This window comes from Amycolatopsis sp. NBC_01307 (assembly GCF_035975215.1).
In the GTDB taxonomy this organism is placed as follows: domain Bacteria; phylum Actinomycetota; class Actinomycetes; order Mycobacteriales; family Pseudonocardiaceae; genus Amycolatopsis.
On sequence record NZ_CP108403.1, the window covers coordinates 5,762,820 to 5,785,190 of the forward strand.

Annotated in this window: 17 protein-coding genes and 1 pseudogene; 5 read left to right on the top strand and 13 right to left on the bottom strand. The window is 63.1% G+C overall.

The window, feature by feature from the left end; all coding sequences use genetic code 11:
• Window positions 1-6: 6 nt before the first annotated feature.
• From OG439_RS24610 to OG439_RS24625, 4 genes are read right to left on the bottom strand one after another with little or no spacing between them, the layout of a single operon-like run.
• Window positions 7-2,655: an ATP-binding protein gene (locus OG439_RS24610; RefSeq protein WP_326943229.1), complete on the bottom strand. Its 2,649-nt coding sequence runs from the start codon at window positions 2,653-2,655 to the stop codon at window positions 7-9.
• Between the two features lie 42 nt (window positions 2,656-2,697).
• Complete coding sequence (locus OG439_RS24615; RefSeq protein ID WP_326943230.1) at window positions 2,698-3,633, bottom strand: DHH family phosphoesterase; 936 nt, start codon at window positions 3,631-3,633, stop codon at window positions 2,698-2,700.
• A 22-nt stretch (window positions 3,634-3,655) separates the two neighbouring features.
• Window positions 3,656-5,551 carry a PEP/pyruvate-binding domain-containing protein gene (locus OG439_RS24620; RefSeq protein ID WP_326943231.1) on the bottom strand — a complete coding sequence of 632 codons (1,896 nt, stop codon included), beginning with the start codon at window positions 5,549-5,551 and terminating at the stop codon, window positions 3,656-3,658.
• Window positions 5,548-6,171 carry an adenylyltransferase/cytidyltransferase family protein gene (locus tag OG439_RS24625; RefSeq protein WP_326943232.1) on the bottom strand — a complete coding sequence of 208 codons (624 nt, stop codon included), beginning with the start codon at window positions 6,169-6,171 and terminating at the stop codon, window positions 5,548-5,550. Before OG439_RS24625 ends, OG439_RS24620 begins: the two co-directional genes overlap by 4 nt.
• A gap of 1,129 nt (window positions 6,172-7,300) precedes the next feature.
• Here OG439_RS24625 and selD point away from each other — a divergent pair.
• Both selD and OG439_RS24635 read left to right on the top strand, forming a co-directional pair.
• On the top strand, window positions 7,301-8,365 hold the full coding sequence (gene selD / locus OG439_RS24630; RefSeq protein WP_326943233.1) for a selenide, water dikinase SelD: 1,065 nt from the start codon (window positions 7,301-7,303) through the stop codon (window positions 8,363-8,365).
• Window positions 8,366-8,455: 90 nt separating this feature from the next.
• Window positions 8,456-9,043, top strand: a complete 588-nt coding sequence (locus tag OG439_RS24635; protein WP_326943234.1) for an NUDIX hydrolase — start codon at window positions 8,456-8,458, stop codon at window positions 9,041-9,043.
• Window positions 9,044-9,415: 372 nt separating this feature from the next.
• Here OG439_RS24635 and OG439_RS24640 read toward each other — a convergent pair whose 3' ends face one another.
• Together OG439_RS24640 and OG439_RS24645 are read right to left on the bottom strand one after the other, a co-directional pair.
• On the bottom strand, window positions 9,416-11,596 hold the full coding sequence (locus OG439_RS24640; RefSeq protein ID WP_326943235.1) for a WD40 repeat domain-containing protein: 2,181 nt from the start codon (window positions 11,594-11,596) through the stop codon (window positions 9,416-9,418).
• 40 nt (window positions 11,597-11,636) lie between these two features.
• Window positions 11,637-13,586 (bottom strand): caspase family protein, encoded by a 1,950-nt coding sequence (locus OG439_RS24645; RefSeq protein ID WP_326943236.1) that lies wholly within the window; start codon window positions 13,584-13,586, stop codon window positions 11,637-11,639.
• A gap of 57 nt (window positions 13,587-13,643) precedes the next feature.
• Between OG439_RS24645 and OG439_RS24650 the strand changes: the two genes are divergently transcribed.
• The 3 genes from OG439_RS24650 to OG439_RS24660 all read left to right on the top strand — a co-directional run bounded on the left by OG439_RS24650 (window position 13,644) and on the right by OG439_RS24660 (window position 17,333).
• The gene (locus OG439_RS24650) at window positions 13,644-14,996 is read left to right on the top strand and encodes a lipase/acyltransferase domain-containing protein (protein ID WP_326951611.1); all 1,353 of its coding nucleotides are present in this window, start codon (window positions 13,644-13,646) and stop codon (window positions 14,994-14,996) included.
• A gap of 24 nt (window positions 14,997-15,020) precedes the next feature.
• The gene (locus tag OG439_RS24655; protein WP_326943237.1) at window positions 15,021-16,523 is read left to right on the top strand and encodes a putative PEP-binding protein; all 1,503 of its coding nucleotides are present in this window, start codon (window positions 15,021-15,023) and stop codon (window positions 16,521-16,523) included.
• A 465-nt stretch (window positions 16,524-16,988) separates the two neighbouring features.
• Window positions 16,989-17,333, top strand: a complete 345-nt coding sequence (locus OG439_RS24660) for a hypothetical protein (RefSeq protein ID WP_326943238.1) — start codon at window positions 16,989-16,991, stop codon at window positions 17,331-17,333.
• 612 nt (window positions 17,334-17,945) lie between these two features.
• On the opposite strand, the gene OG439_RS24665 is transcribed toward OG439_RS24660, so the two are convergent.
• The 7 genes and pseudogenes from OG439_RS24665 to OG439_RS24690 all read right to left on the bottom strand — a co-directional run bounded on the left by OG439_RS24665 (window position 17,946) and on the right by OG439_RS24690 (window position 22,352).
• Window positions 17,946-18,080 (bottom strand): hypothetical protein, encoded by a 135-nt coding sequence (locus tag OG439_RS24665; protein WP_326943239.1) that lies wholly within the window; start codon window positions 18,078-18,080, stop codon window positions 17,946-17,948.
• 212 nt (window positions 18,081-18,292) lie between these two features.
• Window positions 18,293-19,525, bottom strand: a complete 1,233-nt coding sequence (locus OG439_RS24670; RefSeq protein WP_326943240.1) for a hypothetical protein — start codon at window positions 19,523-19,525, stop codon at window positions 18,293-18,295.
• Window positions 19,507-20,307 (bottom strand): hypothetical protein, encoded by an 801-nt coding sequence (locus OG439_RS24675; RefSeq protein ID WP_326943241.1) that lies wholly within the window; start codon window positions 20,305-20,307, stop codon window positions 19,507-19,509. Before OG439_RS24675 ends, OG439_RS24670 begins: the two co-directional genes overlap by 19 nt.
• Before the next feature lie 116 nt (window positions 20,308-20,423).
• Window positions 20,424-20,579, bottom strand: a complete 156-nt coding sequence (locus OG439_RS24680) for a hypothetical protein (protein WP_326943242.1) — start codon at window positions 20,577-20,579, stop codon at window positions 20,424-20,426.
• Window positions 20,580-20,690: 111 nt separating this feature from the next.
• Window positions 20,691-21,053, bottom strand: a complete 363-nt coding sequence (locus OG439_RS24685) for a hypothetical protein (protein ID WP_326943243.1) — start codon at window positions 21,051-21,053, stop codon at window positions 20,691-20,693.
• A 228-nt stretch (window positions 21,054-21,281) separates the two neighbouring features.
• Window positions 21,282-21,584: pseudogene (locus OG439_RS50430) on the bottom strand (transposase); the annotation flags it as partial.
• Window positions 21,585-21,596: 12 nt separating this feature from the next.
• Window positions 21,597-22,352 carry an IS110 family transposase gene (locus tag OG439_RS24690; protein WP_326943244.1) on the bottom strand — a complete coding sequence of 252 codons (756 nt, stop codon included), beginning with the start codon at window positions 22,350-22,352 and terminating at the stop codon, window positions 21,597-21,599.
• Window positions 22,353-22,371 lie beyond the last annotated feature (19 nt).

The following is a 22,371-nucleotide window of genomic DNA, read 5'->3' on the forward strand; positions in this document are numbered from 1 at the left end:
TCGGCCTCACAACTCGTGAAGATCACTAGCCGAACCGAGCGAGCAAAGGAGTCCGGCGACCTTCCTTGCTTCGGCAACCGCGCGGATCTTACGGTGTAGGCTCAGCACCTGTCTCAGTAGAATGATCGCTTGATCGGTCGCGCCATCGCGATGCAGGCATCGGGCCTCGCCCATTTGTGCATTGGCTTCGTGTAGGCGGATGCCGCAGGTCTTAACCAGGTTCCTGGCGGCGGCGTAGTGGTTACGCGGGTCAACATCAGAAGGGTAGTCGAAGGCGAGGTCACCGAGGGCGTTGTGCGTCCTAGCCTGACCGTCGACGTCCTCGGCGCGGCAGTAAAGATCCAGCGCACAACTCAGGTCGGCCGCCGCCTTCGGGCAATCGTCGCGGAGATGGTGTGTCATCCCCAGCCCAAGGTGGCTGTTCGCTTGGCCTTGGAGACTGCCGCTGCGAGTGTGCAACTCACGTGCTCGGATGAACGAGTCCACCGCCGCGTCAAGGTTGCCGACGGCCCGGTAAGCATGGCCGATCCCGTTGAGCGCATTGCCCTGTCCCAACAAGCTTCCGCAGCGCAGGTGAAGTTCAAACGCGCGGGCGTGGGCTTTCGTCGCTGCGGCGAGGTCATCGCAGCGTTGGTGGGTGTTGCCGAGGCAATTGAGCGCGTTCCCTTGGCCGACAAGGTAGCCGCATCGTTCGTAGAGGGCTAGTGCATTGATGAATGAGTCGATGGCGGCGTCGTGGTCGCCCCGGCGCTCGTGAACAATGCCGAGGTAGTTGAGCGCGTTCCCTTGACCGACAACGCTGCCGCTCCTGGTATAGAGGTCGAGTGCTCGAGTGTGCGCATTCATCGCGCCGTCGAGATTGCCACGCAGCCGATTCACGTACCCGATCTCGTTGAGCGCTACACTCTGCCCCACCGAGCTCCCGCTCATTGTGTGCAGCCGTAGCGCATTGCTGAATGAGTCGATGGCGGCGTCGTGGTCGCCCCGGCGCTCGTGAACGAAGCCGAGGTAGTTGAGCGCGTTCCCTTGGCCGACAACGCTGCCGCTCCTAGTATACAGGTCAAGTGCGCCGATATGCGCTTCCAAGGCGCCGTCGAGGTCGTCAAAGCGCCTGCGCACGATACCGATCTCGTTCAATGCGGTTGCTTGGGCGTGCAGGTCGTCTACGGCCTGCGCTGCCGTGAGCGCCACCTGGTGGATCGTGTACGCCTGTTCCCAATTTCCCGAAGTGCGGAGGTACGGATGGAGGACGGTAGAGAGCATGATCGTCTGTATAGGGAACTCGCTGTAGGTGTGGTCGATGGCGGTCACCAGGGCTGGCAACTCACTCGCCAGCCAGCTCATCGCCTGGTCCCGGTCGCCGATCAATCGAGGCTGAGCAGGCGAAGTGGGCGCGATGGTGATGCTCGGCGTGTGGTAAAGCGGGAAGTGGCTCGTCGCGTTGTGCGCGGTGTGCAGGTAGTAGCCCAAGACTCGGGCAGTAGCCCGGTCGCGATCGTCAGCGTCTAACTGTGCGGCGAGAGTCCGCGCATACGCACGCAGCAAGTCGTGCAGTCGATAGCGGCCAGGTGCCGTCTCTTGCAACAGGTGCCGAATGTGGAGTACACCGAAGAGCCGGCTCACACGGTTGGTCGAGGAGCCAGCCAATGCCGCTGCGGCGTGGGCGTCTATCTCAGGCCCGTGGTGCACGCCGAGCAGCGCGAACAGCTCGCGCTGATCGGCTGTCAAGTCTCGCAGCGACGTGTCGAACGCCGCTCTCACCGAGCGATCGCCTGCCTTCAGTTCGTCCAACCGGTCGTGGGCGCGGACCAGTTGGTCCAAGAGATGTCGGACAGGCCAGCTCGGGTGACCCCGCAGCTGGGACGCGCTGATTGCAATGGCTAGCGGTAACCAGCCGCACAGTTCCACCACCCGACGGGCGTCGTCGACATCGACCTCGTCCGAGGTGCGGCGTGCCAGGCGCAGCAGCATCCGAACTGCGTCGTCGGGACTGAGGACCTCTACGGTGAGGGGCTGGACTCCGTCGAGTTCAGGCATCCGGTTCCGGCTGGTGATCACTACCAGCGAGCCGGAGCTTCCCGGCAGCAGAGGAGCTACCTGCCGGTGGTCCGTGGCGTCGTCGAGGACCAGCAACAGCCGGCGCCCGGCGGCCAGTGTCCGCCACAAGCTCGCCCGATCCTCAACGGTCTTGTAGTTGCTGATGACATCTGGGTGCACGCCGAATGCAAGCAGGAGCGAGTGCAGTGCCTCGAATGGAGCTAACGCCTTATGGCCCGGAGTGTGGCCGTAAAGATCAAGGAACATTTGGCCGTCGGGGTACTGGTCGGCCAGCATGTGTGCAGCGTGGGTGCCCAACGCAGTCTTGCCAACACCGGGCATGCCGTCGATGGCGTGGATCAGGATCGTCTGGCCGACTTCCCCTCCGGGATGGTGAAGCGCGTCCACGAGCACCCGTAGCTCCCGATCACGGCCGGTGAAGTCCGCGATGTCGCGGGGGAGATTGGTGACCCCCGACCACGTTGTCGGAATCGAAGCTATGTCCGACTGGCCGCTCCCAGTGGAAGGCGGCACGACCACCTGGTGGATGGTGCCCGCTTGCACAACCGACCCGACGATCAGGCCACTGATCGTGTTATCGGTGCCCGAGTCACTCATGATCTCGAGTATGCACCGGCCGACGCGGCGGCGGTAGGAGTACTACCGGCCATCGTCTTTATGCGTCAACAACGGCACGAGATGGGACTTGCGGAGGAAGAGCTCCGACGTCCAGGCCAGGCCACCGTCGAACACAAGGCGGTACTCGAGGTTAAGTCTTTGCTGCCATCTGCGGTCGGATACCGCGATCACGCTCATCGATGCCGTTAGGTCGGCCAGGTTCACCACTAGAATGTCTAGCCCTAAGCGCGCGGACTCGCGGTCATACGACTCCCAGAAATCATCGCGTTGAATGATCAGCGACGCTCCCGGTGCTTCGACCTGGCTCATGCCAATTGTCGTGGTGCTGTCGCGGAACACCTTCACGTCCGATGACAGGATGTCGCTCGTGGTACCGTTGATGAAGGCGGCGCGCTCTTCACGGAGAACCTGCCTGAGCTCTGCGCCGCGGCCGGTCATCTCGTCGAGCCTCGCGAAGGCGGCCCTATCCCGTTCGGTGGTTGACGGCGCGACGAAGTCCAATGTGTTGCTCAGGATCCCTCCTTGCAGAGCCGTAGCCGTCGCTGGGGAAATCTGCGAGCCGGCCTCGAAGTACCGCTCGGCGATCAGCGTGCACGCGGCTCCGACCTTCTCGTTGACGATGGTCGCAGCGGGAAAGAAGTTGGTATCTCCGTGGGAGTGGTGGTCAAAGATGACCTTTACCAGAGCGGGTGCGACCCAGGTGGGCAACTGCGACAGGTGATGGGTGTCGACGAGGGCTACCGCGATAACGCCTTGCGGGAGAGCGGCCATCCCGATCGATGGCAGTTCCAATCCCGCCAGGGCGAAGAGCGCATGGGTCTCGGAGTTGATCGTTCCATCAAGGATGACGGTCAGTCGCTCGCGAAACCCAAGCTCGCGCGACAGCTCTCGCAGCGCAACGCATCCTGCAACCCCGTCGGTGTCCGGATTAACATAGGTAGTCGCGATGTACGCCACGGCTCTCGTCCAATCTTCAGCTTCACTTCTGGATTCGCGACACGCGGTTGTGCGCGGTGCGCTCGGGAGAAAGGGCGTCGACCTCGACGAGTTCGCCGGGTGTGGACGCGAGCGCGACCCAGCTCGCCCGGTCGATTACCACGGCCGAGATGCCGAGTTCGCGGAGCACTACGCCAACATGTCCAAGGATCGACCCCGTGGTGAAAACGAAAGCTGAAGTCGTGGCGCACTGGTAGATCAGCGGCAGCAGATCTGTGGACGCGCGTTCCGCAAGGAAGACCGTGTTGTGATAGCGCACTTCACGCGAGCCGCAGTCGCGCAGATGCATATCCATGGCCTTCATGCCGATATGGTTCGCCGCAAGCGAGGTCGACCCCTTAGCGACGCCCGGCGAGATCACGCCACTGCTAATAAGTCCGTAACCGAGAGGCAGTCTCTCTTGATCGGCTTCGGCAATGTCGATCAAATAAGGGGAAACGACATGATCGTCAGTCTCGATGAGCCCGAACTCAAGGGCGCCTTTAGTGATAGCGAACATGGGCCGCAATCGCTCGACCGTTGACTTCACGAGCTCCTCGTTCGGCCATGCCGAGACGGGGTCAGATTCCTGCAGAACGTGACCGTCCACGAACCGGTAGGCGACTTCTTGGCTGCGTTCTTCCCGGTCCACCACGACAAGGTCGTGGTCCAAGATATAGCGGGACGACTCCACTACGCCTTTTGGCACGAAATGCCCTCGCGCGATTTCGATCAGGTACCCGGTCTCAATTGAACGCAGGATGCCGGTCCATGACGCGTCGTAAATTTCCTGGACAATGCACACCGCCACGTGTGATTCGACCAACCCTTGAGCCAACACCGCGTCGAGTGTCGAAATCATGTCGGCGTACCTCGGGCCTCGCTGGATTGAATAGCGGCGATCCTCATGAATGAACAGATCGACATTCTCACCTTGAGTAGAGGAAAACTCACGGACCACGCTACCCTTGACCGTCTCAGGGATAAGCAGGACAACGCTCAGCCCAGCCGCCTGGACGCTCGGGATGAAAGCAGGCCGAGAGCCAGGATACCGACTGGTCCGCACGATCGCTGCAGCGCGTGACATCGGCACTCCGACTGTCATCGCTTTGCGACGAAGGTTGATCTTCGAGTGTCGAGCCACCGCGATGGGTAGCGAGTCGATAGCGGCAGCGGAGGCCAACTCGACCTCAGCCGGCTGAGGCAGAACGACGGGTCGAGACTGAAGGATGCGCACCTCACCCGACGTTGCGTCGACAGCCCACTCGACGTCGACCGCCGTAGACCACTCGCGCTCGATGGTCAGGCACGCCTCGCGGAGGGCGGTCAACTGCGGTCGTAACATAGTAAACATTACCGACTCGCCGACCTCGATTTCACCGCTGCGGGCGAGGACGAGCGACTCGCCACTGACCTCGCCCCCGACCAGCTTGTCACCGCGGCCCTCAGTCGCGGCGATAAGGAGGGAACTCCCATTAAAGGTGACCGGATCCATCGAGAACGCCACGCCGGAAAAGGAGCAGTCAACCAATCGCTGCAGGATGACCGCCACCCTTAAGCCTCGACCACTTTCCCTAACCCTCTCCATCGCGGCCACGACATCCGCTGGCGACATGGTACCGAGCACAGTAAGAAACATCCCCGCCAGTGACTGAGTGTCCGTGTCCTCGCCAGCAGCTGAGCTGCGGACAGCTACCGGAAAACGGGCATCGTTGCTGGGACCACATAAAGTGATCAAAGCGTCCAGCAATGTCCCCTGGGTGGGCACCGGCACGTCGCTTGGCAGTACGACCCCGTCCGGCACTGCGACACCAAGGGCGTCAAGCCGGTGCAGATTGTATGCTTTGTCACCCCAGGTGTCGCGGTCGACACCGCCGCCAGGCGTGAGCGAGCGAATCATCTTCCTCCTCGCGACGACGCTTTAGCATAGCTATGGATCAGTGCGGCGACACCTGGGGCCACGAATCTTCTCCACTCGTCCGTGCCCGTGCGCAACTGCGCACGGATGCTTGTGCCAGAGGTCAGCCGTTCGCTCATCGGACGACGCCAGAGCGTGACAACGTGATAACCCAATTCCTCAAGCCTGCGCTTTTTTTCCTCACCCCACTCATCATAGATGGTCACGAAGACTCTCGCCTCATCCGGCGAGGGAAGATATTGAGGAAGGCTCGATAATGTGTTGATTGGCGCCGGAACGACCATGAAGTCCGATCGGCCCCAGCCATCGTCCTCACAGGCGGCTTCCACCATTGTCATCCGCTGGAAGTACGTGTAAGGATTGCTCCCGACAGTGGAACGCGCACGGTCCTCAGGAGTGTCAACCAGGCCTTGCAGATCGGGGTTCGTAATACCGATGACCAGGCGCGAACACTCCTTGCGCGCCGATCGAAGGTATTCGGCATGCCCCAGGTGGATTGGCTGAAATCGCCCCAAAACAATGCCCAGGCGAGAACCTTTTTCTCGCCATCTTTCCACACTCTTCGGTTCCGCACACTTCGCTTCACCAACTCCGAATTCCATTGGAGATCAATCCAAACGCGTTCGTCGGAAGCTGTTCCGTTTTTGCGCAAACCCCTCGCCATCTTTGTTCCCAATCTGGCACGGAGCGAAACTACGGCCACTTCGAACACTTACCGTCGAGGATGCCGTGACGAATTGGTTATGGAACACTTACTGACCTCCATCTGCAGACAGGGCAACCACCGGCGGTAAGCGTGGCGCATAGAGTGTCGCAGCGCATCATCTCCCGGTTACGGAGCCCGGGATATAGGTTAAACATGGGACGAAGTTTCACTCGTTCGGGCTAAGGTATCCGCCTGCGCACATGATCACATCAAGACGAAAGTTGTAGCCGGCCCACACCGTGAGGCTTCTGCCAGTGAGCTCGTTCCATCACCGCGGTGACGCAGGCTGCCTAGGAGCGGTCGGCAAGTCGGCCCGCAGGGGAGGGCCATCAGCGGTAGAATGAACCAAGGCCGCAAGCAGGCAAGCGGGCGACCTCCATAACAGTGACAGTTCCGGGTGAAGCTTGACCGATCTGCGAACGATCCTGAGGTGTGAACATGGAGGACTGGGTGGGGATCCGCCGACTGCGACCTGTGGTTCGCGCCTGCAGGCCATGCTAGTCCGGCCACGTTAGGCCATTAGAGTCAATTTCTAGGTGACAATAACACTGCGTCGCGTTTGTCGATTACTAAGGTTGAGGTAGCAGTCGCTTCGGAGCGCGCAAGCATGGCCTGGCTTGCCGCGGCAGTGGGACTGTCGTCGTGTTTTCAGGACTGGCTTCGACGAGACGAGTCACGTGATCACCTATTTCGGAAGTTGGGCTTTCTTAGACGCGAAGGGATCCAGCCAGCGTGCTGACCTGCACGGTTGACCACAGCAATGCGGGCGGACATCTCGCCAGCTTGGACTTCGCATTGACGCGCGCCCGTGCACCGCAGTTAAAAATCTCGCAGCAGCTTCGCCGCGACTCAGCCAAGGTGGAAGCTGCGCAGGGAGATCGGGCATGTAGTACGACCACATACTCCAGGCTGATCGATCACAGACTTGTATATGTCGACCACGTCGCAACTAGCGTGCGCCAGCAACCAGGCGAATGTTTAGCTGAAGTGCAGGAATTCGACGATCATGACTGAAAGGATCCACAATGAAAGGTGATAACCAGCCGAGCCTGCTTGAGCTGAGCCCAGCCGGCGGCTGTGGCTGTAAAATTCCACTAGAACAAATGAAAGAGTTCATGGCCAGCCTTAAGCAGGCAATGAAGGCGAATAATTCAATGATTAGCGTAGTCGTAGACAGCACCGACGGCGACGACGCTGCGCTCTATGAGACCAGCCCAGGGACATTGCTCGCGGCCACCACCGACTTCGGCACACCAGTCAGCAACAACGTCGCCACATGGGGCCAGATATCCGCGGAGAACGCCTTATCAGATATATTCGCAATGGGTGCACGGCCGCTTCTCGCACTGAGCATAATGGCGGTTCCCGAGTCCTTCGGCGCAGAGTTCATGACGCAACTGACAGGCGGGGCGATGGCCGCGCTGGGCAAGGCTAGTACTCCGCTGGTTGGCGGACACACCGTACGGTCTGCCGTTCCATTTTTCGGGCTGAGCGTCGTCGGACAAGTGCCGACCAACCAGGCAATACTACTACGCAACGCCCGGCCGGGTCAGCGGTTGGTAGTGACTAAGCCCCTGGGGACCGGCATCGTCATCGCGGCAGCGAAGGCAGGAGTCGCGCCGCCTGAACTAGTGAAGACGGCCGAAGAGGTGATGCTGCTGTCGAACCGAGTCACCGCCGAAATCGCTACTGCACACGGCGTGGTGGCTGGTACCGACGTCACCGGCTTCGGATTGATTGGTCACCTGCAGAATATGATGACGGCGTCGGGCTGCTCGGCGCGCTTACAGGTCGATGCGGTACCGGTGATCCCGGGAGTCACCGAATTGCTCGAGGAGCATGGGATGGTGCCGAACAGCGCGGAGAGCAACATGTTCTCACTCGACGAGCACATTCAGTGGATGGCTATCCCGCACGCGTGGCGGTTGGTCCTCAATGATCCACAGACGTCCGGCGGTCTCCTGCTGGCGGTGGATCTGGCGACGACCCCTGGCTTCATCGCTGCATGTGCTGCAAATGGCATTGATGCGCACGTGATCGGCATGGTCGAAGACGCCGAGGCTGGCTCGGTCGTAGTCGGGCTTGATTGATCCACACCAGAAACGATTCGAATTGGCGGCAGGGCTTGTGAGCCGCTAAGGTTGCAGCGTCCTGTTTTGATGCGGATCGAAGGTGGGTTGATGGATGTGATGGAGGCGGCTCCTCCGGCGGAATGCCGAGTTTATTCGGGTAAGCTGGGCGAGGTCGTACACCTCGCCCAGGCGGACGGTCGCGTCTTCGAAGTGTTCCGTCGGCCACCGGGCGTGCGCATGGTGTTTCTCGACGGCGACCGCATGTTGCTGACTGAGGAGTACCGCTCCGAGGTGAACGGCTACGACCTACGGCTTCCTGGCGGCAAGGTCTTCGATGATCTCGAAAGCTTCACGCAGGCGCGCCTTGTTGGCAACCTTGAGGTTGCCGCGCGCCGCGCGGTCCAGCGTGAGGCACTGGAGGAGGTCGGCCTGATCGTGTCGGATGCCGAGTTGGTAACGATCGCCCGCGCCGGCGCAACGGTTGAATGGGATCTCTACTACTACATTGTGCGCGATTTCGCTGAGGCGCAAGACGGTCCACAACCGGAAGAAGGTGAGCAAATCACCACCAGGTGGTTTAGTCCTGTCGAGGTGCTGGCCACTGTGCGGGCCGGACACGTGTCAGAGTGGCGCAGCGTCGGGGTACTGCTAGGTTTGGTGATGCCTCGGGAGTTCCCACACTTGTTCGCTTGCTGAATAATGCGGCATCCTGAGGATATGCAGCCCCTACCGTACGCCTCTACGCTCGGAGTCGCCCTGGATCTGAAAGCTGTGGACATGATGCGAGACGGCCTGCTGCACGCGCGGGCCCGGGTCGCGCCGGACAACGTCGTCGTGACTCACGTGTGGGGGCCGTGTCCGCGCTGCAAGGACCCGATCGATGTTCTGCAGACGCACCATTCACTCGACGCTGAGCGGCAGTCAGTCGGAGCCCTCTCGTATCTGATTGACGTATTATGCAAGTGTGACGGACCCTCGCATCCTGGAGCACCCACGGACGGAGGATGCGGGGCTTCGTTCCGCCTCGACGTGCCATTCGCCGACCCAAACTTCTTCTGAGGCAGCCCGTTAATAATCCTCACCAGGGTGCAGGGTCAGGGCCGCCACGCCGTGATGGTTCGTCATAGCGAGCACCCGGCCGTCGACAGCGATCCCGGTGCATCCGGCGAACGGAATAGTGTAGTGCCCGTCCCCGGTGAGATACCACACGCGTACTGTGCGGTCGCGACCGCCAGTCACGGCGACTGGTGTTCCACCGCGGCGGTCGAGCGCCACGGCGTGGATCGCTGCGGTGTGGCCGCGCAGGGTTCGCAGCAGCTGGCCGTCGCGCAGGTCCCAGAGGCGGGCGGTTGTGTCGTCACCGGCGGTCAAGGCGATCGGGGTGTCGTTGAGATGACCGAGGGCGACGCTGCGGATCCAATCAGTGTGACCATGCAGGGTTCGCAGCAGCTGGCCATCGCGCAGGTCCCACAACCTGGCCGCACCATCGTGCCCCCCGGTGAGAGCTACTGGCCTGTCGCCGAGCTGGCCGAGGGCCACTCCAAATATCGGCCCCATATGTGCATTTAGGACGTGGACAGCGGTGCCGTCGCGCAGGTCCCAGAGGCGGGCGGTTGTGTCGTCACCGGCGGTCAAGGCGATCGGGGTGTCGTTGAGATGACCGAGGGCGACGCTGCGGATCCAATCAGTGTGACCATGCAGGGTTCGCAGCAGCTGGCCGTCGCGCAGGTCCCAGAGGCGGGCGGTTGTGTCGTCACCGGCGGTCAAGGCGATCGGGGTGTCGTTGAGATGACCGAGGGCGACGCTGCGGATCCAATCAGTGTGACCATGCAGGGTTCGCAGCAGCTGGCCATCGCGCAGGTCCCACAACCTGGCCGCACCATCGTGCCCCCCGGTAAGTGCCACCGGTACGCCATCAGCTTCATCCAGGGCTACCGCACGGACCCAGTTGAGGTGTCCCTCTTCCGGTGGCAGCGTGGGGCTGTGGGTGAGGTCCCAAACTCGAACTGTACGGTCATAGCTTCCGGTAACCGCGACGGGCGCGCCATCGATACGGCCAAGCGCTACCGACCGGACCCGCAGCCGATGACCCTCCAGGACACGCAACGGCGCACCGGTACGCAGGTCACTGAGCCGTACGATGGCATCGTCACCGCCAGTCAGGGCAACCGGCGCACCGTCTAGGTCGCTCAGCACGATCGAGTTGACTCCGTACTGGTGGCCTACTAGGTCGTGCCGCAGCACCCCGGTGCGTAGATCCCAGACCAATATGCGAACTCCCGCGCCCCCGGTGATGGCAACGGGTGTTCCGTCAAGGGTGCTCAACGCCACCGTCCTCACCGGCCCCACGTGACCGGTGAGGGTGAAGAGTAGGTCCCCCCGACGCGCATCCCAGATCCGGACAGTGCCGTCGTGGTTTCCGGTTACGATTACCGATGTACCGTCGACCGTCCCAACAGCTACGGACCGCACGCCATACTTGTGTCCCCGCAAAATACGTAGCGTCACCCCGGCACGCAGATCCCAGATCCGCACCGACGCGTCATCGCTACCAGTAACACAAATCGGTGTCGCGTCGATGTGGCCGAGCGCGATCGATCGAACACCGTAGGTGTGTCCTTCTAGCACGCGCAGCAGGGCGCCGCGGCGCGGATCCCAGATCCGGATGGTGGCATCGCCGCCGCCAGTGAGCACAATCGGATCACCGTCGAGCTCGCTCATCACGATGGCGTTTATCCCGCCGATGTGACCTTCCAAGACGCGCAGCGAGGTGCCAGCGCGGAGGTCCCAGATACGAGCGGTGGCATCGCCGCCGCCAGTGAGAACAATCGGATCACCGTCGAGCTCGCCAACCGCCACTGCGTACACCGGCCCTGTATGTCCCTCGAGCACACGGTGGTAGGCGGTCGGCCGGCTGCGCGCCCACCGGCACCACCACTGAGCTTCGCTGGGACGGTCCAGATCGAGTTGCTGTCCCTGCTGCCTCGCAGTGAGCTGCAATGTCGCAGCCCGCTCCCCGGCGTCGTGGGCGCGCAGCTCATGCGCACAGCGCAAAAAAGTGCGTGCGCTATCCGGCAGATTCGGATCCAGACCAGTGCCCATTGCCCCGGCGAGAACGACCGGGTCGGCCGCGACCAGATAGTTCACATCAGAGACGAGTTCCGCCAAATCGCCGCCACTCCGGGCGTGCAGAGCCAAGTAGTGGGTCGTGTACGGATTGGCGTTCTTCCACCCGTCGATCTCGGCCATCTGCTGTAGCCGTCTGGCGATGACCGCCTCTACGCCGGACTTAGTCGGCATCGCACACCGCCTGGGCCAGGTAGTCGGCGATCGCTTGGTGGTATAACCGGAAGACGGCCTGCCCGTCCTCGGTCGCCTCAGTGAGGTACCAGCCAGCCTCGCGGATGATACGTGCAATATCAGAATCCCGGTAGCCCCGCCCGGAGACAGATAGCTCGGTGGCAAGGGCAGGCCACACCTGCCTACGGGGTAGCCCCGCGCCGCGGGCGAAAGCTAGCGGCGAGAGCACCTCTCGCACAGCGGTCGGGTCGTCAAACCGTTGCAAGTCCTCCGAGAACACCTCATGCAGCCCGGCCGCGCCTACGTCGCTGGGCAGCCGGTCATGCCACCCCGGCTGCTCGACGACCGTCTCTGGCAAGCCCTCCAGGACTCGCAGTGCGAATCGCGCGTACAGGAATACACGGGAAGATTGCACCGCGACCTCCCGCGCAGCCAGCGCCCGGCGCTGCGGCGTTGGCCACCGCTCGGCAAGACGGTCGGCGACGTATTGTGCGATGTCGTCCTCCGCCGCCGCGTCGGTGCTCAAGTCTAGGACCTGAAACAAGCCTCCTCGTGGCCGCAGGGCGTTAACCAGCGGGCCCGGGTCATCTGGCGTCGCGTCGTGCCGACCGTCTCGGTCCCGGCGGCTTCCTACCACCACCCGGCATCCGTCGAGGCTGCCGATCGCGCGCAGCACATCGCGGGCGACGAATTCCTCCTCACCGCGCTCAGCCTCGTCGAGTGCGTCGGCGAGCACAGTCACCCGCCGGCCGTTGTCGGCGAGCGCGAGCACAAGATCGCGAGCCGGACTGGATGAACTGGTCAGGTCGATGCTGAGCTGTCGACCTATATCCAAGGCGACGTCATCCACTCGGCGGTTCTTGAGGTGAGTGACGGCATCGAACATCCCGACCGGCGGCCGGGTCTCCTCGTCGCTGTCTAGCATCCCCAAGGTACGGCAGGCCGCCTGCGAAGCCCGGTCGGCAAGTACCGCCATGCGGCCGATGAACGCGGACTTGCCGGCGCCGGGTGCGCCTGTAACGACCAGAACACCCCGACTGGTCTCCCGAAGCCACTCAATGACTTGGAGAGACGGTTGTCTACGCCCGGTGAAAAACCAGCCAACATCGATTGCGTCCGTGCTGGCTGCCTTACGCAGGAAGTGTTCGCGGTCAGCGGGTGTAAGGCTTCGCAGCAGTTCACCGATCTCGGCTGACCGGGCCGCTGCGTCGGCGCGGTAACGAGGATTCGGGACAATCTTTAAGCCGCTGCGGCCGGCGACCTCGGCGCACTGCGTGTCCTGGAGCCGGTCACGAAGTTCGTCGCGCAATTCCTGCAACGTGACATACTCGTCGCCGTCTTTCCAGTGGCCATACGGTGAGCCCTCCTCCAAGCTGACCAGGAGCGCGTCAACGAACGCTCCGCTGTACGACTTCTCGTGGTGCAAGCACGAGACCAGAATCGCGAGGTCCATGACGGGGTCAGCCTGCGCGGCTGCCGCCTGGGCGACAGACTGCTGTACCTGTGCGGCGGCGAACCCGGCGTGGCACACGTCCAACAGGATTAGCGCACGTTTCGCGCCGCTGTTGAGAACCTGTTCGACGAGGTTGTCCGCGCTGATTGACTTGCGGCCCCCGTAGGGTGGCGCCGGCGGGCTCGTTGCAGCCAGGGTGTGGTGGCGTCCGTGGTGCATCCGCCCGTGGCCACCGAGATACATCACCAGCGCACTGCAGATGCCAGTGCTGCGGATCTCGTCGGACCATCGCTCGATGGCATCGCGGATGGCACCGGCGTCCGCCAAAGACAGGTCATCCGAGACCCCCGGCGGAGTGAATCCCCAGTCTTGGAAGAATTGCCGGATGCGTTTCGCATCTGCAGGGCATTCGGGCAGGTCAGGATGGACACTGCTACTGTAGTCGATCCCCAGCGAGAAGATCGAACCTTTCGGTCGCGACGCCACAGTATAGAATACTCTCACAAGCTCGTCACCCAACGGATGGGAGCCCCCTTGGCGCAGGTGAGCAACAGAGACTTGATCGTGTTCATCCCAGGAGTACTTGGAAGCAAGCTTGCCCGAGACGGTCACCAGACGTGGGGATACCACAGCATCGTCCGCAGCCTCCATAAACTAGCTAGCAGCCTGACCGAGAACCTGAGTCTGCCGCCAGAAGCTTTTGATCATCCACGCGAGGGGTATAACGATGGAACGCGAGCGGTAGGCTCATTACGTACTATCGGTATCATTCCCGGGTTATTTACTATCGACGGATACGACGATCTTCTCGCGGCCCTGCGCCGACGATTCCCATCTGACGCAGTGATCGAGTTTCCGTACGATTGGCGACAGTCCAACGAGTACACCGCTCGGCTACTGCAGGCGACGATCGAACCTATGCTGGACCGACGCAGGCATGACTATCCTGATGCCCGCCTGGTGCTGCTTGCTCACTCGATGGGCGGACTCGTCGCCCGCTACTACGCCGAATGCCTCGACGAACGAAAACTCACCAGGCGCATCGTCACCATCGGCACCCCGTATTGTGGAGCCGTCAAGTCGCTAGCAGTGCTCGCGAACGGCTCAGCCGCCGTCGGGCCGTGGCAGTTGCGCATTGCGGAGCTGATGCGATCCCTCCCGTCGGTGGCCGAGTTGCTGCCAACGTACGCCTGCATCGGCGCCTCAGACAATGAGTTGCACCCGCTGAGCGAAGTCATAGTCCGCAACCTGCCTACGAAATGTCTGGAGCGCGGGCTGAACTTCCACGCCGCCATAAACACAGCGATCACCCAGAACGGTACTCAACGCCCGACCTACCACGCCATCCTCAGCCACCGCCAGCCCACAGTCACCTGGGCTTCTATAGAGGCGAGTGGTACCGTCCTCGCGCACGCTCCGCAGGATTTCGCCGACCGCGGTGACGGCACGGTGCCGCGTTGCTCTGCGGTCCCGCCTGAATGGCGGGACGACGCGGCCGCAGTCTTCGTCGCCGGCCGGCATGCCGCCCTGCAGCAGCAACGCGAGGTACTGATGCAGATTCAGGGCATTCTCACAGCCCGCCCGCGTACGCCGATGGCGGCCGGCGACGAGATCGCCGTAGACGCCAAAAATCATGTGCCCCCGGGTGAACTCTGGACCATTGCAGCGCACTCAGTGGAGAGATCCAACGCTCTAGTGCTTACCGTGACTGTGTCCGAACCAGTCACCAACGAGGTGTTAGTAAGCCAGCCGTTACGCCCGGTCGGCGATGGTCGCTACGAGGCTCGGCTGCCCTGGACGCAACTCGGCCTGTTCCGGTGGCAAGTGCACACCACACCATTGGCCGCCACCCCGATCGACCCGGTCGGCGATGTCCTGCTATGTGCCGCCGAGTAGGCATGATCGCCGAGGAGGTTGAGCGTGAGCACCGCCCATCTGAAAGCTGTCGCGCGGTTATTGCTGGACCAGACGCCTGAGGCGGTTCTGAGCCAGGCCGCGCCCCGTGCCGTCCCACTTCCCGGCACCGGCCCGGTCATCACGGGGCTTGGCGTGGTACTGGACTGCGCCTCCGGCGTACTGTGCATCGACGCGGAGTCGGTCGCCGCTGCTGGTAGCGCACCGTATGTGTACGCCCGGCTAAGTACAAACGCCTCTGATATGGCGGCAGCTGGCGCCGCGGTTGGCTTGCTGACCGCGATGGGCGGCGGCACAAGTCATGCCGCCGTGCTAGCCCGTAGCTGGCGCAAGCCGTGCGTGGTCGGTGCTGGATTCGATCTTCGCGACGGCGTACTGGTTACTGGTGACGGCACTATCCTGCAGCCGGGGGAACAGGTCACCGTCTGCGCCACCACCGGGACGGTGTGGCGTGGAGCGCTGCCACGTCGCCGCGACCCGGACGCTCTCGCGATCCTCGCGAATCTCGACAAGAGTGCCGCCGCCCTGGAAGAACTGCCCGGCCCAACCGTGTACGCCAATGCGGACACGGACGAGGAGGCCGAGGTGTGCTTCGGGCTCGGCGCGCGGGGCGTCGGCGTAGCCCGCACAGAACACATGTTCTTCGGTGTCCATGAGCTGCCTCTGTTACGGCAAGTGCTGTGGCCAACCACCGAGCACGAGCGCTCAGTGGCCCTAGCGGGCCTTGAGGAACGGCTGATCGACAAGTGCGCGGCACTGATGACCGCCTGCAGGGGACGCCGGTTAACGATTCGGCTGTTGGATCCACCGGTCCACGAGTTCGCCGAACCCGCTGACCTCGTTCGAGTCCGTGAGCAGAACCCCATGATGGGCGTGCGCGGCGGACGGTTAGGCGTGCTGCATCCTGACATCTACCGTATGCAGGCCCGCGCGATCAGCCGGGCCCACTCAGGCCTACCACCTGAACGCCGCAGCAGGCTCGCCGTGCTGCTACCTTTTGTCAACTTCGACACCGAGGTGCACCGGCTGCGGGAGGTTATTGACCTACCGGGCGGTGCGGGAATTGAGACTGGCGTCATGATCGAGACGCCAGAGGCAATATTTCGCGTACGCGAGATCGCTGCTCAAGCCGACTTCCTCAGCGTAGGTAGCAACGACCTGATCCAGTTCTGCCTAGCGATGAGTCGTGACGATGTCGCCACTTCGCTGTTACCAGCCTACGTTGCCGAGGGCCTTATATCAGATGACCCAATGATGCACTTGGAACAATCGGCCAGCGCTATTGGGCTGCTCCGAATTATGGCCGACACACTGCCCGACATACCGTGGGGCATCTGTGGTGAGCATGCCGCCGATCCGTCCTCACTTCGGGCCCTGCTAGGGCTGGGGCCAACGTACGTCAGCGCCAGTGCTGCCGGCGTACAGAGCGCCCGCCTAGAGATCGGACTGCATCGAGCGAAGCAGTTGCTCGGACAACGAGCGGTCAACATAGGTTCGGCCGCCGACTAGAAGGTTGCTTACCAACAGTGTGCGGGTTCTCGGGCCCGACCACCCCCGTACCGTGACCGGCCGCAGCAACCTCGCTCGGTGGCGAGGTTAAGCGGGCGACCAGCCGGCGCAGCCGCCGTCTGCAAAGAGCTGCTCACCGGCAGCATACGGGTGCTCGGTCCGAACCATCCCTTGATCGCTCGCAACAACCTCGCCCACTGGCGACATCAAACGGACAACGATCCCGGCCGTGATAGTTCCGTTAATTGCTCATGCGCTCCGTTCGTGCTCGGGAGAACGTCGCCTTCTGCTGCAAGTCGCTCGACGACGGACGGCAAGCACCCTCGTGCCGGACAGCGAAAGCCCTCGGCACGAGGGTGCTGCACGCCAGCATCGACTACGGTCGACGTGGGCGAGTACGCCCTAGTGCCGGCAATCAGGGCAACGACCTGGATTCCCAGCCCACGCGCCGCTAGGTTGGCTCCTATGCCGGAACCCATCCTGGTCGCAATCGCAGCAGCACTGGCGGGAAAAAGCGCGACCAGTCTGTACGAACTGGTCAAGCGGAAGTTCGCAAAGGACCCCGCCGCTACCCAGGCCCTGGAGGCAGCTGTAGCGGCCCCGGACGACTCACAGCCGGCTGAAGCACTCGCCGAACGGCTGCACGAAGCCGAATCGAACGACGACGAGTTCGCCGATGCCCTCCGGGAGGAGTGGCGGAAACTGCCGGAAGACAAGACCACCCATGGCGGTGTCCACAACCAGGTCACCGGAAACGTCAGCGGCAAGGTCGTACAAGCAGGCGACGTCCGCGGCAACATCAACCTGTGAAGATCCAAAGGTCGAGCAGTGCCGGATACCCATCCTAAGACGAGAACGGCGCCAGGAGAAGGCGCTCTGGCAGTGAGGGGGTCAGGGGTTCGAGTCCCCTTAGCTCCACATCGCAGCGAACCCCTTCATTTCAGTCGTTTTGGCTGTTCAGAGGGGTCTTCTGCATTCCGGGTTCGATCAGCAGTGATCGGCTTGCGGCGCGATCTTGTGCTCCTGGTGGCGCAGAACTGGAGCAGTGCTCCAGCTCCAGCGCGGCGGCGGTGCGGTGTTCCCGCTGGTCTCGGGCGCGGCTGGCGGGTGACCCCCACCGTGGCGAAGAGGGGGACAACCGGCGCCATCCGCTCCCTGTCGGCCACACTCGGTGACGGTGTCGGCGGTAGTGGCGCCGCGGTGTGCCAGCGGCGCTCGAGATCGTCGAGCAGCCGCTGCTCGACTTCCGGGCGACGTGGGAGTAGGTCTCGATGACTCGGTTGTCCAGGTGATGCCCGAGCCTTCGAGCCTGGGCGATCTCCCGGTGCGCCGCCCGCGATCAGCCAGGTCTTGTGGCTGTGCCGCAGCCCGTGGAACGTCGAGCGCCACAACCACGTCCCGCTCGGCGTGGTGAACACGAACTCATACCGGTGCCGGGCGGAGGTGCTCGCGCAGCAGCGCGACCAGGAACGGCGGCAACGCGATCGTCCAGGCGGAGGCCCGGGTCTTCGGCGGCCCGAGCCACCGCATCGACCCCGACTCGTGCAACGCACCCACCAACGGAGCACGTCGTCGCTCGACTTGATCTGATCGACTGGCTCCAAGCCCGGGATCGCGTGCCGACCACACGTTTGTTCGAAACTGGACCCAGGCCCTGCCCCTCACGACTGTCGTCGCTGCCCCGGCGAGACCGTCGCGGCGCTGCGTCGAGCCCGCTGGACCGGCCGACAAGGTCGCCGTCGCGGTCCGGCCCGCGTTGCCGCCTGGGTTCAGCGGCCTGGCAGTGGGGGGGCGTCAGCTTGCCACATCACAAGCTGGTGGGAGTCATCCGACGAGAACCCGACGAGCACGGCTTTTTGTCTACTGACAGCGATGTCCATTAGCTCAGAGGCGCTGTCAAAACCATTCTCACGTACTGACATACGAGTCCATGTCGATCCGGCGGCAGAATACCAGACCAGGCCCGCGACCTCCCGGCCGTCACCGCCGAACGTGTTTCCGATTGCTATGAAACCAGTACCCCAGTTCCGTACCACGTTGATGCGTCGCTCGTTGGCCGGGACGACACCGGCATCGGGAAGCCGCCCAGGATCCAGAGTGGCAGGGCTCCAGGTGCCACCATGGCGATACCATGGTCGCAATTCTCCGTCTCCCGGGACTTGCCCAGGCCGCTGATAAAATTCGAATCCAACCACGACGGAACCATTACTGCATACCCGGCCGAACATGCGTGTCCAGGCAAGCTCGCCGGCGATTTCCAGCCAGTGCCCACCATCCTCCGACGAGAGCAAAACAGCAGCTTTCTCGCCGTTCATGCTGATCAGGAAGCCGCTCGGGGTCGCGGCCGCATCAACGCCGTACGGCGACTTCTCCGCAGGCTCGGGAACAGAGGTCATGGTCCCAAATGACCGACCATCAGGCGAATGCCACACATAGGTACCGTTGTAGCGGTGCGGATAATAGGCGTCACGACCGACGACGAGCACGCCATGCGGTCCGGCCGTGATCGTGAGGTCCAGGTCGGACCGCGATCCGATGTCGAGATCACCGATGTCCAGCGGAAGACTTTCCCACCGTTCGCCGTCCTCGGTACGCCACACGGTGAACCCTTGCGAGGACCAACCCAAGAGGTAGCCGGCCGTGCCGTATCCTGCGGCTACGCGCCCCTGAGCCGAGAGGCCAGATTTAAGTTCGACCATGCCTGCGGGCGCTGTGACACGCCAGTCATGGCCGTCCTTCGACGTGAGAACCTTGGCCCCCTCGCTTTGATTATCGGTCGCCAAGAGGAATCCGCCATCCCAGCCCGCCGCCTGGTAATCACTCGCATCGATTACCTTAGCGGTCGGTGATTTGACCCATTTCGGCGGCTCGAATTGCTGCGGATGTCCGGCCGACATGGATGCCGCCGGGGGTGCGGACACCAACGGCGTGGCAGCAGTACAGGACGTCGTGAACATGAGCAATACGACCAGCGTGAGCCTGATCAGCAGGATGATCTCCATACGCTGGTCTTGGAGTCGAAGCAGAACTGTCGCGCAGCCGTGGCTGCAGTGGTACGGAACGGTTTGCCCGAGTCGTCCACCACCAATTCTCCTTGATCGGTCCCGGAGGTCCATTTCAGGAGCAGACGCCATTCGATGTCTCCAGTTGTGACTTCGGGTGTTATCACGAACTGCTCGGGCTCGACGTCGTTCACCTTGTACGGGAACGAGACACTGCCGGGTTCCGGCGTGATCAGCGGCGCGGGCGCATCGAGGTCGAGTCGAGACCTCCTGGGCGGAACCTCCCCTTGACAACCGAGCGGCAGGTATACACCGGCCACCGCCGGGGATCGGCGTACCACATCGACCGTCATCGACTGAAGCACCGCTGACCTGCTGGTGAGGCCTTGAACCGTCACCGTGATCTCGCCACCGCTGCCCAAGACCGCCCCTGCCGGCGGTTTGCGCGGACTGTAGGGAATCGGTTCGTCACCTCGATCGGGCACAACCCACCCGGATCGGCAGCCCACGGGCAGGTACGAGGACACAGCCGCGACCGGAGGCCCGGACGCCTGCGCGTTACCGGCGTCCGAGGTCGTCCGCCCGCCACCGGTATCGGCGGCCGACCGGTCAGGGTCCAGTTGCGAGGGCAAAGTGAGCGCAGCGACCACCACAACGGCGACAACCAGCAGGCCAGCTACTATCGCCAAGCCGATGACACCAAGCCGGTCGTTGCTCGCTCCGCCAATGGTGATGTTCTGGGCACTCCCCGTCTGCACGACATTGCGCGCTTCACCGGTCATCGAGTTCCGGGTCGTTGCCTGATCCTTATTCTCTTCGATGCAGCGACCCTACTCCGGAACCCACCGAACCGTCAGGCGGACATGCGCCGGGAAGCGCCAGCATGCGGTCTTCGCCGTCATTCGAAGAATTTGAGGCCCCAGCCGGTGTCGACGGCCGCGCCCGGCGAATTGGCCCGGCGGTAGGTCGTCGATCCCCACCAGCAGAACATGCCGGTGTAACAGTAGCGGTTGGCCCACGAGTAGGGCGTCCCCTTGGCGACGGCGTGGAACATGAACGGGAACCGCGGACCGGCCGGTGGGCTGGTCGCGATGTCGCCGTTGGCCAGGGCGAAGCTGATGTGGCCGGGGCCGATGACGTACAGCGTGGGGGTCCCAGCCCGCCATCATCGTCGTGCGGTTCGAGCCGAAGAGGCAGCCGTTGGACTTGTACCAGTCCCACACGTAGGTCGGTTCGCCACCGGCGCGCAGGCGCAGGTCCGCGAGGCAGTACTGGTCCTCCAGCTGCCGTTGGCCGAATACACGATGCGCAGTCGGCCGTCCGGGTCCTTGATCGCTTCGGGCGCCTCGTTCATATACGGGTTGCCGACGACGCGCTCCCAGCTCTCCCGCGGCTGCGAAATGACGTACCGCGCACCGGTCGGGTTGGTCGGGGTGCTCATGCGGGCGATGTACAGGTTCTGCTCGACGTTCGTGTCGCCAACCCAGCCCGACCGGGCGAACCACCGCTGGCCGCCGAAGGTGAACATCGTGCCGTCGATGGCCCACTTGCCGTCGAGCAGCGCCAGCCGGTCTCCGCCGTGTAGCCGCTGTCGGCGGCGGCTGAGCTGATCACGTACATCCGGTGCGCCGCACCGGCCCCGGCCGCGAAGTAGGCTCCCCTTTATGTCAAGGGGCCGCTCTGACGGAGGTAGGCTGGCTGGCGGCAGGTTCGGGTTGTGGCTTGTCCGAAGGGCCGGTGTCCGGGGCCAGGCCGGTCACGCTGGATTGCAGAGTCGTCCCCGAGTGCCCTCCCGAACCTGCCGCCTCACGTCGTTTCTGGTCGGCGAGCATGCGGGCGTAGACGACGTTCGACAAGCGTCGTTGAGGGCGCGCATCGCTTCCATCGAGGTCTTGCCAGCCGCCTTCTTCGAGTCGAAATAGACGCGGCCAGCAGTCGGATTGCGAAGCTGGACGACGCCCATGATGTGCAGCGTCCGGTTGATCCTGCGGTTGCCGGCGCGGGACAAGCGATGTCGTTGCTGTTCCCCGGAGGATGCGTCCAACGGCGCAGTGCCGTTCCAGGACGCGAATCAATCCCGGTTGCCGAACCGGTGGATGTCGCCCACGTCGGCCAGCAGCCGAGCGGCGCCGGACGGGCCGATGCCATGCAGGTCCAGCAGAGTGGAGCCGCGGGCGATCACCAGCTCACGAAGATCCTTCTCGGCGGCCTTGGACTTCCTGTCGATCGTTTCGAGCTCGGTGATCAACTCCACGACCAGACGGCGGCGGGTCTTGCCTACGATGTCTCGCGGTTTGACCGTCGCCACGAGCGCACGGGCCTGAGCCGCGGACAGGAACTTCTTCGCGCCGCCGGGAAACAGCTCCAGCAGCAGCCGGTGAAGGCGGCTGACGGTCTGGGTCCTGGCGCGGCCGAACTCCTCACGGCGATCAACGAGCATGCCCAGTACGACCAACTCGGGGTCAGCCTGGACTCGGACCAGGTTCGGTGCGCGCAACGCGGCCAGGGCGACGGAGTGCGCGTCGACCGGGTCGGTCTTGCGGCCGTTGCCTGTGGCGAACACCCGCACCTGCGCCGACAACTTCGCCGGCACATCCAGCACCGTCTCACCGTCATGGACCAACCGGTGGGCGATATGCCGACCTACGCCGTTACAACCTTCCACCGCCCATACCCGCTCGGCGAACCGACGCCCAGCCAACAGCATTTCCGCATAGCCGACCTGGTCCGTGCCGAACTTCCCGACCGTGACCACGTCACCGCGTTCGGTGATCACCTCGATTGTGGCCGAACGCTTATGCGGATCTATCCCGATAATCACCGACATCCGGTTCTCCCTGCCTCAA